The sequence below is a fragment of the Clostridium sp. AM34-9AC genome, from assembly GCF_003480225.1.
Taxonomy (GTDB): domain Bacteria; phylum Bacillota; class Clostridia; order Lachnospirales; family Lachnospiraceae; genus Acetatifactor; species Acetatifactor acetigignens.
In genome coordinates this window covers 57,142-72,800 of the sequence record NZ_QUIU01000022.1, presented here as the reverse complement: position 1 = coordinate 72,800, position 15,659 = coordinate 57,142, and the positions used below count along the sequence as shown (strand labels likewise).

Sequence of the window (15,659 nt, the reverse complement as noted above, 5' to 3'; positions counted from 1 at the left end):
TTCGTGGATTTTGCCAATGTATTTAACTAACTTTCCATTTAACGCAAAAACACGCTGCCTAAATCGGCAGCGTGTCCCGTTCTTATTTTTACGCCAGCATCATGCGGTCATTGGCGAATTCTCCGCCGCTGACTTCCTCGAACTTTGCCAGCAGATCCTTCACCTGAAGATTCTTCTTCTCCTCCCCAGCCACATCGTAAATCACTTTGCCTTCGTGCATCATGATCAGGCGATTGCCGTGAACGATGGCATCCTTCATGTTGTGAGTTACCATCATGGCGGTCAGCTGATTCTCTGCGATGATCTTGTCGCTGATCTCCAGTACCTTGGCTGCGGTCTTGGGATCCAGTGCTGCGGTATGTTCATCCAGCAGAAGGAGCTTGGGCTGCTTCAATGCTGCCATAAGCAGTGTGATGGCCTGACGCTGACCACCGGATAACAGCCCCACCTTGCTGGTCATACGGTCTTCCAGTCCCAATCCAAGAGTCTGCAGCTTCTCGCGGAATAACTCTCTGTCCTCTCTGGAAACACCCCAGCGAAGGGTTCTCTTCTCACCGCGACGTAACGCAATCGCCATGTTCTCTTCGATATCCATGGTAGCTGCGGTTCCCGTCATGGGATCCTGGAATACTCTTCCCAGATATTTTGCTCTCTTGTGTTCTGGCAGGTTCGTAATATCCGTACCATCAATGATGATCTTGCCGGAATCGATGGGCCATACGCCGGCGATAGCATTCAGCGTGGTGGACTTACCCGCGCCGTTACCACCAATGATCGTCACGAAATCCCCGGGATTCAGATTTAAGTTTACTCCATTCAAGGCCACCTTCTCGTTGATGGTGCCTCTGTTAAATACTTTATGTACGTCCTGTATCTCCAATGCGTAAGCCATTACTTTGACGCTCCTTTCCGAAGTGTTCTCTTCTCCTTCAAGTAAGGAATTGCCAGGAAAATGGCAACTACGATAGCGGAGAACAATTTCATATCCTCTGAAGGCATCTTCAGCCACAGTACGAACTGATATACCATATAGTAGATCACAGCGCCCAGAATAACCGATGCCAGGGTAAATGCGAACGCAAGCTTTCTCTTGCTGGCAAACTTACCGAAGAGAACCTCACCGATGATAACAGCTGCCAGACCGATAACGATAGCACCGCGTCCCATATTGACATCCGATGCCCCCTGGAACTGGCCGTACAGTGCACCACACAGTCCTACCAGACCGTTGGAGATCATCAGTGCCAGCACTTTGATGAAGTTGGTATTGATGCCCTGTGCTCTTGCCATATTACCGTTACAGCCCGTAGCACGGATAGCATGACCCTGTTCTGTTCCAAAATACCAGTACATCACAGCGATCAGTGCCAGTAAAAATACGATCATTCCCAGGAAAAACAGAAGTCTGCTCACCGAACCGTCCGTCACATAACGCAGAGATACCACTAGCGGATAATTATCTACGCTGACCGGCTGGTTTGCTTTGCCCATGATATTCAAATTAATGGAATACAGGGAGATCTGCGTCAGAATACTTGCCAGAATTCCGGGGATTCCCAGTGCGGTGTTCAACAGTCCCGTTACCATGCCTGCCAATGCTCCGGCCAGGAAAGCAATGGGCAGCGTAGCTATAGGAGAAACTCCCGCACGAATCAGCATAACGGATACCGCAGCACCGGTTGCAATGGAACCATCCACGGTCAGATCAGCGAAATCCAGCAGGCGGAAGGTAATATACACTCCCAGTGCCATGACTCCCCAGATCATTCCCTGTGCTATCGATCCCGGCATTGCCCTGAACAGGGAAAGGGGATTCAGTGACATAAAGTAAGACATTTCTTTTTCCTCCTAAAACTCCAGATAGGGATATCGCTGTTACGCGCTATCCCTATCGAAGTATATTTTGTTAGAACCGTACTTAAATACCTGTATAACTCTTACTGAATTGCTACGTAATCATCGGGAACGGTGATACCCAGCTCCTCACAGATCTTGGCATTGTACTTCTTGGTAACATTGGGAGCATAACGTACATCCATAGTAGTGATGTCTGCGCCCTCAGCCAGGATCTCGTAAGCCATCTCACCGGTAGCATATCCCAGATCGTAATAGCTGATGGATAAGGTTGCTACGCCACAGCCGTTGCAGATACCCTCTTCACCTGCAATAACAGGGATCTTAGCGGGAGCTACGACATTATATACAGTCTCGGTTACGGATGCCAGTGTGTTGTCGGTAGGGATGTACAGAACATCGCACTCGCCTGCGGCAGCCGTGGTAACGGACTGTACTTCGTTGGTATCGGCGATAGCATACTCTTTATATGCAATACCATCTTTGTCCAGAGCAGCCTCAAACAGCTGGATCTGATACAGAGAATTAGCTTCTGCGGAGCAATATAACAGACCAACCTGCTTTACATCCGGGAACAGTTCCTTTAACATAGCTTCCTGCTCTTCAATAGGAGCCAGATCAGAAGTACCGGAAATATTTCTGCCGGTAGCACCGGACCAGTCGGAGATCTCCAGTGCGGTAGCATAATCCGTTACGGAAGTACCTAAGATGGGGATCGTGGTGGTAGCTGCTGCTGCACTCTGTAAAGGAGAGGTTGCATTGGCAAGGATCAGATCCACACCATCAGATACGAACCCATTACAGATGGTAGCTGCGGTGGTCTGCTCACCCTGTGCATTCTGCAGATCAAATTTTACATTATCACCAAGCTTTTCTTTTAAAGCATCCTGGAATCCCTGGGTTGCTGCATCCAGAGCTTCATGCTCAACCAGCTGGCAGATACCGATGTTATATACCTTACCATCTGTGGAAGCGGCACTAGTAGCTGCTGCTTCACTCTGAGCTGTGCCGGTAGCTGCTGCGGTGGAAGCAGTTCCGTTATCGGTGCTGCCACAACCTGTCAGGACAGATGCTGCCATTACTGCGGTAAGTACTACAGATAATAATTTCTTTTTCATAATAAATGTCCTCTTTTCTGCGGATCTTACGATCTGCTTACTGTAATGCGCAGACGCTTTACCCCGTCAAAGCGTTGCACTGATAAATATCATAACCCATAAAAGGACATTCGTCAATCAAATTTCATCGATGCTTTGAATAATAATGATCTAATTTTTAGATATTATCTTTTTTCACCACATCTCCGGGTCTTTTGAAGATATGTCCGGCAGGGATCACCCCTCTGACACAGGAAGTAGGATACACGTTGGAATTGCGTCCGATGACTGTTCCGGGATTCAGTACGCTGTTGCAACCCACTTCTACATGGTCTCCCAACATGGCCCCCATCTTCTTCAGCCCGGTTTCAATCTTCTCTTCTCCGTTCTTTACAACCACCAGCGTCTTGTCGCTCTTCACGTTGGAAGTAATGGAACCGGCTCCCATATGGGACTTGAAGCCCAACACACTGTCTCCCACATAATTATAATGAGGCACCTGTACTTTATTGAACAGAACCACGTTCTTAAGTTCCGTGGAATTGCCAACTACCGCGCCTTTACCCACAATGGCATTGCCACGGACAAAGGCACAGTGACGGACCTCCGCTTCTTCATCAATGATCAGCGGACCGTTCAGGCAGGCGGTAGGAGCTACCTTTGCGTTCTTTGCCACCCAGATATCCTCGCCTCTTTTTTCATAAATTTCTTCCGGCAGTCTCTTACCCAGTTCCAGAATGAAATCGTGGATTCTGGGAAGCACCTCCCAGGGATATTCTGCCTCAGTGAACAGATCTGCCGCAATGGTCTCCTTCAGATCATACATATTCTCAATCGTAATATTTTCCATGATAATTTCTCCTCATCTTTATTCCTTATTTTTGGCATTGGATTGCTTTGTCTTCTTCTGATAAAATTCTTCTGTAGCCTGGAACTGTCTCCATAGCACTCCCTGATTGTTCAGGCTGCGTACAGCGGTAGTTCGCCTTCCCACAAAATCCGTCAGCTTTCCCATGTACTCTTCCGGTGTGATCACACCATCCGCCACCATGGTAAGCCCCTTTTCCCAACTGGCCGTCAGTGCCGGATTTAAAAGTGGTCTTATGGAATCCGATACCACGTCATAGATCATCTCTCCCATCTGGGTGGGAGTCAGCACCTGGGTCTTCTTGTTCAGTGCCAGATATTCGATATTCACCAGTTTCTTCAGGATCTCCGCTCTCGTGGCGCTGGTGCCGATGCCGCTTCCCTTGATCTGGGCCCGCAGTTCTTCGTCCTCGATAAACTGGCCCGCATTTTCCATGGTCAGAATAATGCTTCCCGAAGTGTAACGCTTGGGCGGCGAAGTCTCGCCCTCCTTGATCTCATAGGTATCCGCAGTCAGAGAATCTCCTTTTTTCAGATGCATCAGCAGATTGGTAAGCTCTGCATCACATTTTTCATCAGCGCTTTCATTCTCATTCTCTTTATCTTCCTTCGGTGCCGTATTCTCCTTCTTAAAAGAGAAGTTCGCCACCTTCAGATACCCTTCCTGTACCAGTACCTTAAAGCTGGCAAAAAAGTTTTCTTCCTTTACCTTCACTGTCAGAGAGAACTTCTGATAGACTGCCGGAGGATAGAAAATACTCAGGAACCGGCGTACAATGACCTCGTACACTTTTGCCGCCGTAGGGGCCAGACCTGCCAGATTGTTCAGTCCCTGTCCCGTTGGAATGATGGCATAATGATCCGTGATCTGCTTATCATTCACGTAACGTGTCTTCGCAATATTCTTATAGGTCCCCTGCTCTAACACTTCTTTGGCAAAAGGAGTGGCCAGAGCATAGCTGCGTAAGCCACCGATATTCTTGTGGATTTCCTTTGCCACCGCCGTAGACAGGACTCTGGCATCCGTTCGGGGATAAGTGGTCATCTTTTTCTCATACAGTTCCTGTACGATCCGCAAAGTCTCATCCGGGCTGATCTTAAAGTATTTGGAACAGTCATTCTGTAACTCCGCCAGATTGTACAGAAGCGGTGCATTCTTGTTCTCTTTTTTCTTCTCAATGCCGGTGACAGTCACCGGGCCTGCCGGTTCTGCGGTAAGCTCTGCGATCAAACGCTCGGCATCCTCTTTTTTCTTGAAGCCGTTCTCTTTATACAGTGCCGGAGAATTATAATATTTCGAGCCTTCCGCTGCTCTCCACTCTGCGGTAAAGGGCTTCTCCTGTAATTTAAAATTACCGATCACCCGGTAAAAGGGAGTCTTGGTGAACGAACGGATCTCCCGCTCTCTGTTCACGATCATTCCAAGGACACAGGTCATGACACGACCCACAGAAATCACTGCCCGGTCTCTTTTGAGATACCCTTTTACCGTGTTGCCGTATTTTAACGTCAGGGCTCTGGAAAAATTGATACCCATGAGATAATCTTCCTTGGCCCGCAGATAGGCAGCATTTCCCAGATTGTCGTAGGCTGAGAGATCTTTTGCCTCCCGGATTCCACGTAAGATTTCTTCCTCCGTCTGGGAGTCGATCCATACACGTTTCCGTTCCTTGTCCTGTACGCCCGACATCTGCTCCACCAGACGATAGATGTATTCTCCCTCTCTTCCGGAGTCGGTGCAGACATAAATTGTCGTAACATCCGGACGGTTCAGCAGGGAACTTACGATCGTATACTGTTTTTTCGCACTTTCAATGACTTCGTATTTGAATTCCGTCGGTAGAAAAGGCAGGGTGTCAAAGCTCCATCTACGGAACTTTTCATCATACACCTCCGGATAACTCATGGTCACCAGATGTCCCACACACCAGGTAACGATAGCCTCTTCCGATTCCAGATAGCCGTCTTTGGAACGCATATTGTATTTTAAAGCATTGGCAAATTCTCTTGCCACGCTCGGTTTCTCTGCAATAAATAAATTTTTACCCACGTAATACCATCTTTCCTGTCTTACGAGTTCTCATCCACGGAATGCACCAGTATCTGTACCGTTCCTTCCGTTAATGTCTTCTCATATCCATTCTCGCTAAATATCAGAATGCTGTCTGCAGTCACATGTTCCCTCTTCATGGATGCCTGCAGCACATCATAATCTTTCGAAGTATAACATACCGTGCCGGAATAATCCACCACGATCTTTCTGCCGGTGTCCTCCCTGCACAGAAAATAGATTTTCCCCTGTCTGCTGTTCCAGAGTTCAACCGTCCGGAAACGCCCCTGCAGCACTTCCTGACAGATCCGGCGATAAGTCAACAGTTGAAAATCATTATATTCTTCCCGGATGTATTTTTCATAAAATGTACTGCCTTCTGTCCGCTCAGACGTCTGATGCGGAAACAGAAAGCAAAAATAAAACCGGACAAACGCATTACAGATCTCATATGTACCGGGCAGCACCTTCTCCACCAGCTCCAGTTCCATCAAATTCTTCAGATATACACTGATCTTGGCCCGGGAAAATCCGGTATGTGCATACATATCGTTCAGTTTTCCATGTCTTCCGTCTGCCAGCGTTGCCAGAATGGTGTCATAAACTGCCGTCTCCCGCGATTCCTCCGACAGCCATTTTATCATAAGCTCCGGCAGAAAGCTGTTCCTCTGTAAAAGCAGCCGGATCAGATTTTCTTCTGCCGAATTCTGCGGATAAAGCAGCCGCCACAGTCCCGGCAGCCCTCCCAATGTCGCATAAAGCGAAATACTTTCCTGTACTGTATAGTCGGAAAATATCTTACGCATGGCGGCAAAAGGCAGTTCCTTCACCTTCAGAAATCCGCTGACGGAAAATGCCAGATTTCCCACTTTGGAAATCATGCTGTTCTCCACCCAGCCGGAGGCATAGGTGGTCAGGATCACTAACAGTGCCTCTTTTTTCTCCTTCAGGAACCGGATCAGTTCCTGCAAAAACAAAGTATCCCCTTTTAAAAGATACTGAAAATTCTCTATGATAAGTACTTTCTTATCTGCTGTCGTTTCGCCTTTCTGTATTGTCATGCATTCCAGCAATTCCCGCCAGGAAGGATACTCTGCAATCTCCTTTCCCCGGCTTCGCAGTTCCCGTCCCCACAAATATTGTTGTTCTCTGGAAGAACAGTTTCCCGCACTATAACGCAACGTCTGTTTTTTCTCCGTAAAAGAGGTTAAGAGAGCCGTCTTGCCAACGCCTCTCTGTCCATACACCACCAGGATCTGACTCCCTGTTCTCTTATAATGATTTTCCAAAAAAGCTGTTTCCTGTTCCCTTCCAGTCAGCATGGCAGCCTCTTTCTTTCTGACCCAGCAGATCAGTACATCTTCTGCAACAGTTGTTCGATCTCTTCCTGTGACAACGGCTTTCCAAACAGATATCCCTGAATGATATCACACCCGATAGCCCGCAGATATTTATACTGCTGTTCTTCCTCCACGCCTTCCGCAATGGACTCAAATCCCAGGGATTTCACCATACTTACAATAGACTCCGTAATAATCCGGGTCGCAGAATCCGTCAGCAGCGTGTCGGTAAATGATTTATCAATCTTCAGCGTATTGATAGGCAGCTTCTTTAAGTAAGACAAGGAAGAAAATCCTGTTCCGAAGTCATCCAGTGAAATGCGAATCCCGTACTCCTTCAACAACTGCATTTTCTCGGTAACTGCACTGAAATCGTCGATCAAAATGCTTTCTGTGATCTCCAGTTCGATTTCATCCGGATCCACATCGTATTTATGAATGATATTCAGCAGGGTTTCCACAAAATCTTCCTTCTGGTACTGCAACGCGGAAATATTCACTGACAGCACAAAAGGAACTCCGTAACGGTTCCTCCATTCGGAAAAAGTACGGATACTCTGTTCCAGTACCCAGTTGCCGATAGGAATGATCGTTCCGTTCTTCTCCGCAATGGGAATGAATTTTGCCGGACTGATCATTCTGCCGTTGCCATCCTTCCAGCGGATCAGTGCCTCCACGCCCCGCAGTTTACGGTTGCCCGCATAATACTGGGGCTGATAATACAGCAGAAAATTATTCTCAAAAACAGCCTCTTTTAATTTGCTGTCCAGTTCTACATTTTTCAGGAAATCGTTCAGGATCGGCGTATCGAAATACTGGATCCGGTTCTTGCCCATGGCTTTTCCCTTGAACATTACGATTTCCGCACAGTTGATCAGTTCCAGTGCGGAAGTCGCAGCCTCCGGATATTCCGCCACACCGACACTTACGGTGATGTTCAGAACCTGCCCGCCCACCAGATAAAACGGCTCCCTGGTGCGCTTAACGATCTTCTTATGAATATGTTCCACACTTTTGTTCCCACAAGGATCATAAATGGCCATGCAGTAGACATCACTGGTCAGGTGGCAGACGATCACATCATCCCCGTTAAATTCCTTCAGAAAAGAGCCAAACTGCTGTACCAGTTCGTCCCCCGCCACGATTCCCAGTCCGTCATTTACCTTGCGGAAATCATCAATATCAATAACAAGCACGCTGACCAGCCGGTTATCCTCTTTGGCCCGACGAAGAAATTCGGTCAGAAGACGCACAAAATAATTACGGTTGTACAGTCCAGTCAGACTGTCGTAATACGCCATGTAGAGAAGCTCTTCGTTCTGTGTTTTCTGTTTGGTGATATTCTGTACCACAATAATCTGATCCGTCGGCCTGCCATCTTCGTAGAAAATCCTGCTGGAAAACTGCAGCCAGGTCTTCTTTCCCCTCTGCATACATTCCACAGAGTCCGTCTCCCGACCGCTCTTTTCCAAAAACAGCATTTCCCGAAGTGCCAACACATACGGTTCGTCCACCATCTCCTGAAGTTTTACAAAATCTCTTCTGTCCAGAATCTGGAAGTCAAAGAAATCATCCCATTTTCCCAGCGTAGTGACCGTATTCTTTTCAAAAGAATAGTAGATATAAGCATAATCCATGGTATCGCACAACAGACGATACATTCTCTCCTTAGCGCTCAGTTTCTGATTCATTGCGCGCATAAGATCCAGCTGATAGCGTAACTCGTTCATAACCCCACTCACCCTTTATTTTTTGGTGATGTAACCCTGTGCTTTCAAAAGTTCTGCGCAAAGCAATGCTCCCCCAGCTGCTCCACGTAAGGTATTGTGTGACAAACCTACGAACTTGTAATCATATACGGTATCTTCTCTCAGACGACCTACACTGATACCCATACCGTTCTCGAAATCAACATCCAGAGCCACCTGAGGTCTGTTGTCCTCCTCCAGATACTGGATAAACTGCTTCGGTGCGCTGGGAAGTCCCAGTCTCTGAGGCTCACCGCTGAAGGTGACCAGTTTCTCGATCAGCTGCTCCTTGGTGGGCTTCTTACGGAATTTAACAAATACGGCTGCGGTATGTCCGTTCAATACCGGAACACGGATGCACTGACAAGTGATCACGGGAGAAGTTGCGGGAACGATCTTATCGCCTTCCACTTTACCCCAGATACGTAAGGGTTCTTTCTCACTCTTCTCTTCCTCACCACCGATGTAAGGAATGATATTGCCTACCATCTCGGGCCAGTCCTTAAAAGTCTTGCCTGCGCCGGAGATTGCCTGATAAGTGGTTGCTACCACTTCGTAAGGCTCGAATTCCTTCCATGCGGTCAGAACCGGTGCATAGCTCTGGATGGAGCAGTTGGGCTTTACAGCGATAAATCCTCTGGTGGTTCCCAGTCTCTTCTTCTGTGCCTCGATGATCTGGAAATGTTCGGGATTGATCTCGGGTACTACCATGGGAACATCGGGGGTCCATCTGTGGGCACTGTTGTTGGATACCACAGGGGTTTCGGTCTTTGCGTATGCTTCCTCGATGGCCTTGATCTCATCCTTGGTCATATCTACCGCACTGAATACGAAATCAACCTGTGCGGCTACTTTTTCTACTTCATTGACATTCATGACTACCAGCTTTTTCACAGCTTCGGGCATGGGAGTGGTCATCTTCCAACGGTCACCCACGGCCTCCTCATAAGTCTTGCCTGCGGAACGAGGGCTGGCAGCAATGGTCGTTACCTCGAACCAGGGATGGTTCTCCAACAGAGAGATAAATCTCTGACCTACCATACCGGTTCCGCCCAGGATACCTACACGTAATTTTTCACTCATTTTTCATTTCCTCCTCATCTTTGTGCATTTTTATTTTATCTGCAAAAGACCTGTTCAGTTTCCACTTACTGAATGCGGTCTTCCAAAGCCTGTTGATATACTTCTATGGCATTTGTTTTCAGGTATTCTTTATTTTTCTCAATGACCTGCTTCATCATTTCCGCACCGGGAGCACCGATGGTCAGCCGCTTTTCCACACAGGTCTTTAAGGAAATGGCATCGTAAATGTCCTCATCAAACTTATCACTGATGGAACGTAATTCTTCCAGGCTCAGGGCATCAATGGAAGTATCCTTTTCAATACAATACAGTACCAGGCGTCCGATAATGCCGTGAGCATCCCGGAAAGGTACGCCCTTACCTACCAGATAATCTGCGGCATCCGTAGCATTGGTAAATCCGTTCATGGCACTCTTTGCCATACGGTCCTTACGGAACTTCATGGTCTTTATCATGCCGGTAAATAAGGCAATACAGTCCGCTGCGGTATCCATGGCATCAAAAGCCATCTCCTTGTCTTCCTGCATGTCTTTATTATAAGCAAGGGGCAGTCCCTTCATTGTGGTAAGTAACGCCATCAGGGCACCGTAGACTCTTCCGGTCTTGCCTCTTACCAGTTCGGCGATATCCGGGTTCTTCTTCTGAGGCATAATGCTGCTTCCAGTGGAATAGGCATCGTCCAGTTCCACGAACTGGTACTCATTGGAATTCCAGATAATGATTTCTTCGCTGAAACGGCTTAAATGCATCATGATCGTGGAAAGTGCGGAAAGGAACTCGATCAGATAATCTCTGTCCGCCACGGAATCGATACTGTTTAATGTCGGTCCTTCAAAACGAAGCAGCTTTGCGGTATACTCACGGTCTAACGGATACGTGGTACCGGCCAGTGCTCCTGCTCCCAGAGGACAATAATTCATACGTTTGTAAATATCGGCCAGACGCTGTCTGTCCCTCTTGAACATTTCAAAATAGGCACCATAATGATGAGCCAGAGTAATGGGCTGTGCCTTCTGTAAATGGGTGAATCCCGGCATATAGGTCTCTAAGTTGTTCTCCATGGTGTCCAGAATGGCTTCCAGAAGCTTTTCCAGAAGTCCGTCTGTCTCTGCCACTCTCGCTCTGGTATAGAGACGCATGTCCAACGCCACCTGGTCGTTACGGCTGCGTCCGGTGTGAAGCTTTTTTCCTGCATCACCGATCCGGTCGATCAGGGTTGCCTCTACAAAACTGTGGATATCCTCCTGGGTTTCGTCGATTGTAAGCTTTCCGGCATCCACATCCTCCAAAATACCGGTCAGTCCTTCGATAATGCTCTTTTTCTCCTCCTCGGTGAGGATTCCCTGCTTTGCCAGCATGGTGGCATGTACGATACTTCCGGTGACATCTTCATGAAACAATCTCTTATCGAATGTTATGGACGCATTGAAATCAAATACCAGCTGATCGGTCTGTTTCGTAAAGCGTCCTCCCCATAATTGTGCCATGGTCATTCTCCCATCTTTTTATTCTGTCAGCAGCCTATCAGACAATTTTTCTCATAGACATTGATTGCAATTAATCATATCACAAACGACACTTTAATGCAATACAGTGAATTTCATCACTTTCGGGTAGCAAAAACACTTTTTTCTTTTAAATTCATACTATAACAATAAATATTCAAGTTAAGGAAGTATGCCTTTTTATGGGAGCTCTCATCGAATTAAAAAACATAGGTTACTCCTATCATAATCTGGCGGGCGAGACCGGTGCCATAAAAGATGTCTCCTTTCAGGTGGAGGAAGGGGAATTTGTCGCTTTAGTAGGTCCCAGCGGCTGCGGGAAGTCCACGCTGCTGTCTATCATTGCGGGACTGCTTGCTCCGGAGACCGGCACCATCGTAGTCAACAATCCCGACGGATCCCTTCACTATCCCCGTGTCGGCTATATGCTGCAGCACGATCATCTCTTCGAATGGCGTACCATCTACCAGAATGTCACTCTGGGACTGGAGATTCATCATGCTCTTACCAAAGAGCGTACCGACTATGTGAAACAGCTTCTGTCCGACTATGGTCTGGAAAGCTTTCAGGATAAACGTCCCAGCGAATTGTCCGGCGGCATGAAGCAGCGTGCTGCCCTGATCCGCACCCTTGCCCTGGATCCCCAGCTGCTCCTTCTGGATGAACCCTTCAGCGCCCTGGATTACCAGACCAGGCTCATGGTATCCGCGGATATCTGCCGGCTGATCCGGCAGGCTGGTAAGACTATGATTATCGTCACTCACGATCTGTCGGAGGCCATCAGTCTGGCCGACAAGGTCTATGTACTGTCTGCGAGGCCGGCGACGATCAAGGCCGTTCTCCCCATCCGGCTCACGCTTCCGGATGCATCACCGCTGGCTGCCAGAAATGCGCCAGAATTTCCATATTATTTCAAACAACTCTGGGAGGAATTAACGGATGAGACCACAAACTAAACAACCTCTGACCGTTCAGGAACAATATCTTCGAAAACACAAAAGCCATCACAGACAGGTCTCCTTCCTGCGCTTTTTTCTTCTGGGAATCTTTTTACTCCTGTGGGAAGTAAGTGCAGATCTTGACTGGATCGACAGTTTCTTTTTCTCCAGTCCCCACAGAGTCATTCTGTGCCTTGGAGAATTATGGACAGAGCGATCCCTTCCGATGCATATCGGTATCACACTGTTAGAAACGATCCTGAGTTTCCTGCTGGTATTTTTCGTCAGTCTTCTGTTATCCACTCTGCTGTGGTTTTCCAGGCAGCTGTCGGAGATCTTAGAGCCTTATCTGGTACTGCTCAACAGCCTTCCGAAATCCGCTCTGGCTCCTCTGTTTATTGTCTGGCTGGGCACCGGGATCAACACCATCATCATTGCTGGAATCTCTGTGGCAGTATTCGGATCCATCATCAGCTTTTACACCGCCTTTCATCAGGTAGATCCGGAAAAGGAGATTCTGATCCGCACACTGGGTGGAAACCGCAAGGATATCTTTTTCAAAGTGGTACTGCCGGGATCCATTCCCACCCTGCTCAGTACCACCAAAGTCAATATCGGGCTGTCCCTGGTAGGTGTTATCATCGGGGAATTTCTCGCCGCCAGACGGGGACTGGGCTACCTGATCATCTACGGTTCCCAGGTCTTCCAGCTGGATATGGTGATCAGTTCCATCTTACTGCTATGTGTGATTGCCATGCTGCTCTATCTGCTGACACAGTCTCTGGAACATTACAGCAAAAAGCACCGCAACTGACCTTTCGGAGATCCGCAGGCGTTTTCGACTTACGGTCTCCTACATAATTTACGGCTTTGTGAAACGTTCTGCGAAAATAATAAATTTTACAGTTGCAAAATTTCCCAAGAACATATATAATAACCTAGTCCGCTGAAATAGCTCAGTTGGTAGAGCACTTCACTCGTAATGAAGGGGTCGTGGGTTCGAGTCCCATTTTCAGCTTATATGTATTAAAAAAGAGAAAGCTTTTCGCTTTCTCTTTTTTTGTAGTAACTCTTCAGAGCCATGCAAAACTGCGTTCTGCAAATGTCTGCTTATCTTGCACCTTTGTCGTAGATCACTCCCAGTGCTCTCGGTGCACCGTTCTGTTTGGAGAAGAATACCAGAAGCAGCAAAGTCAGTACATAAGGCAGGATCATGACCAGATCCTGATAACTGCTGGGCATCTGCAGTACCTGTACCAGACGGTATCCACCGGATCTGGCAAATCCGAACAACAGACACGCTCCCAGAGTCGGCAGGATACGCCAGTTGCCGAAGATCAGTGCCGCAATAGCCAGATAACCGTAACCTACATAAATACTGGAGGAAAAGTTCGCGGAAATGGAATACGCGAAACAGATACCTCCCAGTCCCGACAACGCACCACAGATCATAATGGCTGCCAGACGGATCTGTCCCACCTGTCTTCCGGCCGCATCCACTGCATGGGGATTGTCACCGCAGGCACGCAGATGCATGCCGAAGCGGGTCTTATACATCACAAACCACGCCACGAAAGCCACTACCACAATCACCAGTTCAAAAGGATACAGATTGGTAAATACCGCTCCCAGTACCGGAATCTTAGAGATTCCCGGGATGGTAATTCTGGAAGAAACAGTCAGTACGAACTTATCGGACGTAGCACCAAATACCACTCTGTTGAACAGCTTCGTTAAATATGCGGTCAGCGCCATGGCCAGAATATTGACTACCACACCACTGATAACCTGATTGGCCTTGAACTTCAGACATAACATGGCATGAATCAGTGCAAACAGACTTCCGCCCACAGCCGCCATAACCATGGCAATGTAGAAAGGCGCCAGAGAGTCTCCGGCAAAGTTTCCCGCAATGGCAACCGCCACGAATGCACCGATAAAGGCGCCAAAACCCTGTAAGCCTTCTACCGCCAGCATGGTCACACCGGATTTCTCACAGTAGATACCGCCAATTGCCATAATAAATAAAGGTAATGCAAAGGATAACCCGTCAATGATCACAATATCCATTTATTTGTCCTCCTTTGTCTTGTTGGTTTTCTCTCTTCTGCTTCGTTCCATCTTCCACTTGATGTAAGCATTACATGCGCTGAACAAAAGGATGATACCGGTGATAACGGATGCAATCTCCGCATCCACGCCGGCCGCTGATTTCATATAAGTACTTCCCTTGCTGATCAGGGTGATCAGCATAGTAGAAAATACAATACCGAAGGGATTGTTGTTACCAAGCAGGGATACCGCAATGGCATCAAATCCGGTACTGATCAATACCTTTGGCTGAATGGATCCCACATAGCCCAGATAATAAGTCACACCGGCAAGTCCGGCCAGTGCACCGGAAATCGTCATGGACAGTACCATGCTTCTGCCTACCTTGATACCTGCATATTTTGCAGCACTGCGGGAATAGCCCACAGCCTTCAGTTCATAACCAAGCTTTGTCTTCTCTAACAGGAACCATACAGCCACCACCGTAAGCAGAGCCAGAATAATTCCCAGCGGAATATCCATTTTCAGATTGCCCACCATGGTATCCATCAGTGTCAGCCTGGAAGCTGCGGAGATTTCCTTTGACTGTCTGGAGACCGGATCCACGAAAAAGGTATTGATGAAGAAACTGATCACATACTGGAACGTATAGTTTAACATAATAGAGGAAACGACCTCATTGATATTAAACCGGTATTTCAGGAAGCCGATCAGTGCCCCCACCAGACCACCGACGATCAGGCCAATGATTACTACCAGCGGCTTTGCCAGCACGGCGTTCAGACTGCTGTAGCCCACAACGATGCTTGCGGTAAATCCGGCTGCCAGCATCTGTCCGGAGACGCCGATATTAAACAGTCCGGCGCGGAGTGCTACCGCCACAGCCAGTGCCGCGTAGATCATGGGGGTAAAATAGTTCACATAACTCATAAAGTCCGTCAGCATACTCTTGTAGCTGGCGTAGGAGGACTTGGGTGCCAGTCCGCCTCCCTGTAGAAGTGCGTAATAAGCCTTAAAGGGATTGGAACCGGTCACAGCGATGATCACACCACCTGCCACAAGACTACAAAGGATCGCAAGGAGAGGAATCTTTACCGCATTCCATAATTTTGTAAATTTTTTCAT

13 protein-coding genes and 1 tRNA gene are annotated in these 15,659 nt (G+C 47.8%); 3 read left to right on the top strand and 11 right to left on the bottom strand.

Annotated features, from left to right (window positions below; genetic code table 11):
• Positions 1–88 precede the first annotated feature (88 nt).
• The 9 genes from DW835_RS13135 to argH form a co-directional block, all read right to left on the bottom strand.
• On the bottom strand, positions 89–892 hold the full coding sequence (locus tag DW835_RS13135) for an ABC transporter ATP-binding protein (protein ID WP_022312967.1): 804 nt from the start codon (positions 890–892) through the stop codon (positions 89–91).
• A complete protein-coding gene (locus tag DW835_RS13130; protein WP_118504713.1) occupies positions 892–1,836 on the bottom strand; it encodes an ABC transporter permease in 945 nt (314 codons plus the stop codon). The genes DW835_RS13135 and DW835_RS13130 overlap by 1 nt, the downstream gene beginning before the upstream one ends.
• Positions 1,837–1,937: 101 nt before the next feature.
• Positions 1,938–2,972: an ABC transporter substrate-binding protein gene (locus tag DW835_RS13125; RefSeq protein WP_022312969.1), complete on the bottom strand. Its 1,035-nt coding sequence runs from the start codon at positions 2,970–2,972 to the stop codon at positions 1,938–1,940.
• A 157-nt stretch (positions 2,973–3,129) separates the two neighbouring features.
• A complete protein-coding gene (locus DW835_RS13120) occupies positions 3,130–3,801 on the bottom strand; it encodes a UDP-N-acetylglucosamine pyrophosphorylase (protein WP_118669529.1) in 672 nt (223 codons plus the stop codon).
• Between the two features lie 18 nt (positions 3,802–3,819).
• Complete coding sequence (locus tag DW835_RS13115; protein ID WP_118669528.1) at positions 3,820–5,868, bottom strand: DNA topoisomerase; 2,049 nt, start codon at positions 5,866–5,868, stop codon at positions 3,820–3,822.
• A gap of 20 nt (positions 5,869–5,888) precedes the next feature.
• The gene (locus DW835_RS13110) at positions 5,889–7,190 is read right to left on the bottom strand and encodes an ATP-binding protein (protein ID WP_118669527.1); all 1,302 of its coding nucleotides are present in this window, start codon (positions 7,188–7,190) and stop codon (positions 5,889–5,891) included.
• Positions 7,191–7,219: 29 nt separating this feature from the next.
• Positions 7,220–8,938 carry a bifunctional diguanylate cyclase/phosphodiesterase gene (locus DW835_RS13105; RefSeq protein WP_118669526.1) on the bottom strand — a complete coding sequence of 573 codons (1,719 nt, stop codon included), beginning with the start codon at positions 8,936–8,938 and terminating at the stop codon, positions 7,220–7,222.
• A gap of 15 nt (positions 8,939–8,953) precedes the next feature.
• Positions 8,954–10,039 (bottom strand): aspartate-semialdehyde dehydrogenase, encoded by a 1,086-nt coding sequence (gene asd / locus DW835_RS13100; RefSeq protein WP_022312974.1) that lies wholly within the window; start codon positions 10,037–10,039, stop codon positions 8,954–8,956.
• 65 nt (positions 10,040–10,104) lie between these two features.
• Positions 10,105–11,526 carry an argininosuccinate lyase gene (argH, locus tag DW835_RS13095; protein WP_118731278.1) on the bottom strand — a complete coding sequence of 474 codons (1,422 nt, stop codon included), beginning with the start codon at positions 11,524–11,526 and terminating at the stop codon, positions 10,105–10,107.
• 200 nt (positions 11,527–11,726) lie between these two features.
• On the opposite strand from argH, the gene DW835_RS13090 reads away from it, so the two are divergent.
• From DW835_RS13090 to DW835_RS13080, 3 genes are all read left to right on the top strand, one after another.
• Positions 11,727–12,500: an ABC transporter ATP-binding protein gene (locus tag DW835_RS13090; RefSeq protein ID WP_117466478.1), complete on the top strand. Its 774-nt coding sequence runs from the start codon at positions 11,727–11,729 to the stop codon at positions 12,498–12,500.
• Positions 12,484–13,296, top strand: a complete 813-nt coding sequence (locus DW835_RS13085; RefSeq protein ID WP_118669524.1) for an ABC transporter permease — start codon at positions 12,484–12,486, stop codon at positions 13,294–13,296. The genes DW835_RS13090 and DW835_RS13085 overlap by 17 nt, the downstream gene beginning before the upstream one ends.
• Positions 13,297–13,427: 131 nt before the next feature.
• Positions 13,428–13,500 (top strand) — tRNA-Thr (locus tag DW835_RS13080).
• A 92-nt stretch (positions 13,501–13,592) separates the two neighbouring features.
• On the opposite strand, the gene DW835_RS13075 is transcribed toward DW835_RS13080, so the two are convergent.
• Both DW835_RS13075 and DW835_RS13070 read right to left on the bottom strand, forming a co-directional pair.
• Complete coding sequence (locus DW835_RS13075; RefSeq protein ID WP_118669523.1) at positions 13,593–14,552, bottom strand: ABC transporter permease; 960 nt, start codon at positions 14,550–14,552, stop codon at positions 13,593–13,595.
• Positions 14,553–15,659, bottom strand: a complete 1,107-nt coding sequence (locus DW835_RS13070) for an ABC transporter permease (protein WP_118669522.1) — start codon at positions 15,657–15,659, stop codon at positions 14,553–14,555.

What these genes read in the sequence shown, in the direction of transcription:
- DW835_RS13135 (WP_022312967.1), bottom strand. Translation starts at nt 892, where the DNA reads ATGGCTTACGCATTGGAGATACAGGACGTACATAAAGTATTTAACAGA.
- DW835_RS13130 (WP_118504713.1), bottom strand. Translation starts at nt 1,836, where the DNA reads ATGTCTTACTTTATGTCACTGAATCCCCTTTCCCTGTTCAGGGCAATG.
- DW835_RS13125 (WP_022312969.1), bottom strand. Translation starts at nt 2,972, where the DNA reads ATGAAAAAGAAATTATTATCTGTAGTACTTACCGCAGTAATGGCAGCA.
- DW835_RS13120 (WP_118669529.1), bottom strand. Translation starts at nt 3,801, where the DNA reads ATGGAAAATATTACGATTGAGAATATGTATGATCTGAAGGAGACCATT.
- DW835_RS13110 (WP_118669527.1), bottom strand. Translation starts at nt 7,190, where the DNA reads ATGCTGACTGGAAGGGAACAGGAAACAGCTTTTTTGGAAAATCATTAT.
- DW835_RS13105 (WP_118669526.1), bottom strand. Translation starts at nt 8,938, where the DNA reads ATGAACGAGTTACGCTATCAGCTGGATCTTATGCGCGCAATGAATCAG.
- asd (WP_022312974.1), bottom strand. Translation starts at nt 10,039, where the DNA reads ATGAGTGAAAAATTACGTGTAGGTATCCTGGGCGGAACCGGTATGGTA.
- argH (WP_118731278.1), bottom strand. Translation starts at nt 11,526, where the DNA reads ATGGCACAATTATGGGGAGGACGCTTTACGAAACAGACCGATCAGCTG.
- DW835_RS13090 (WP_117466478.1), top strand. Translation starts at nt 11,727, where the DNA reads ATGGGAGCTCTCATCGAATTAAAAAACATAGGTTACTCCTATCATAAT.
- DW835_RS13085 (WP_118669524.1), top strand. Translation starts at nt 12,484, where the DNA reads ATGAGACCACAAACTAAACAACCTCTGACCGTTCAGGAACAATATCTT.
- DW835_RS13075 (WP_118669523.1), bottom strand. Translation starts at nt 14,552, where the DNA reads ATGGATATTGTGATCATTGACGGGTTATCCTTTGCATTACCTTTATTT.
- DW835_RS13070 (WP_118669522.1), bottom strand. Translation starts at nt 15,659, where the DNA reads ATGAAAAAATTTACAAAATTATGGAATGCGGTAAAGATTCCTCTCCTT.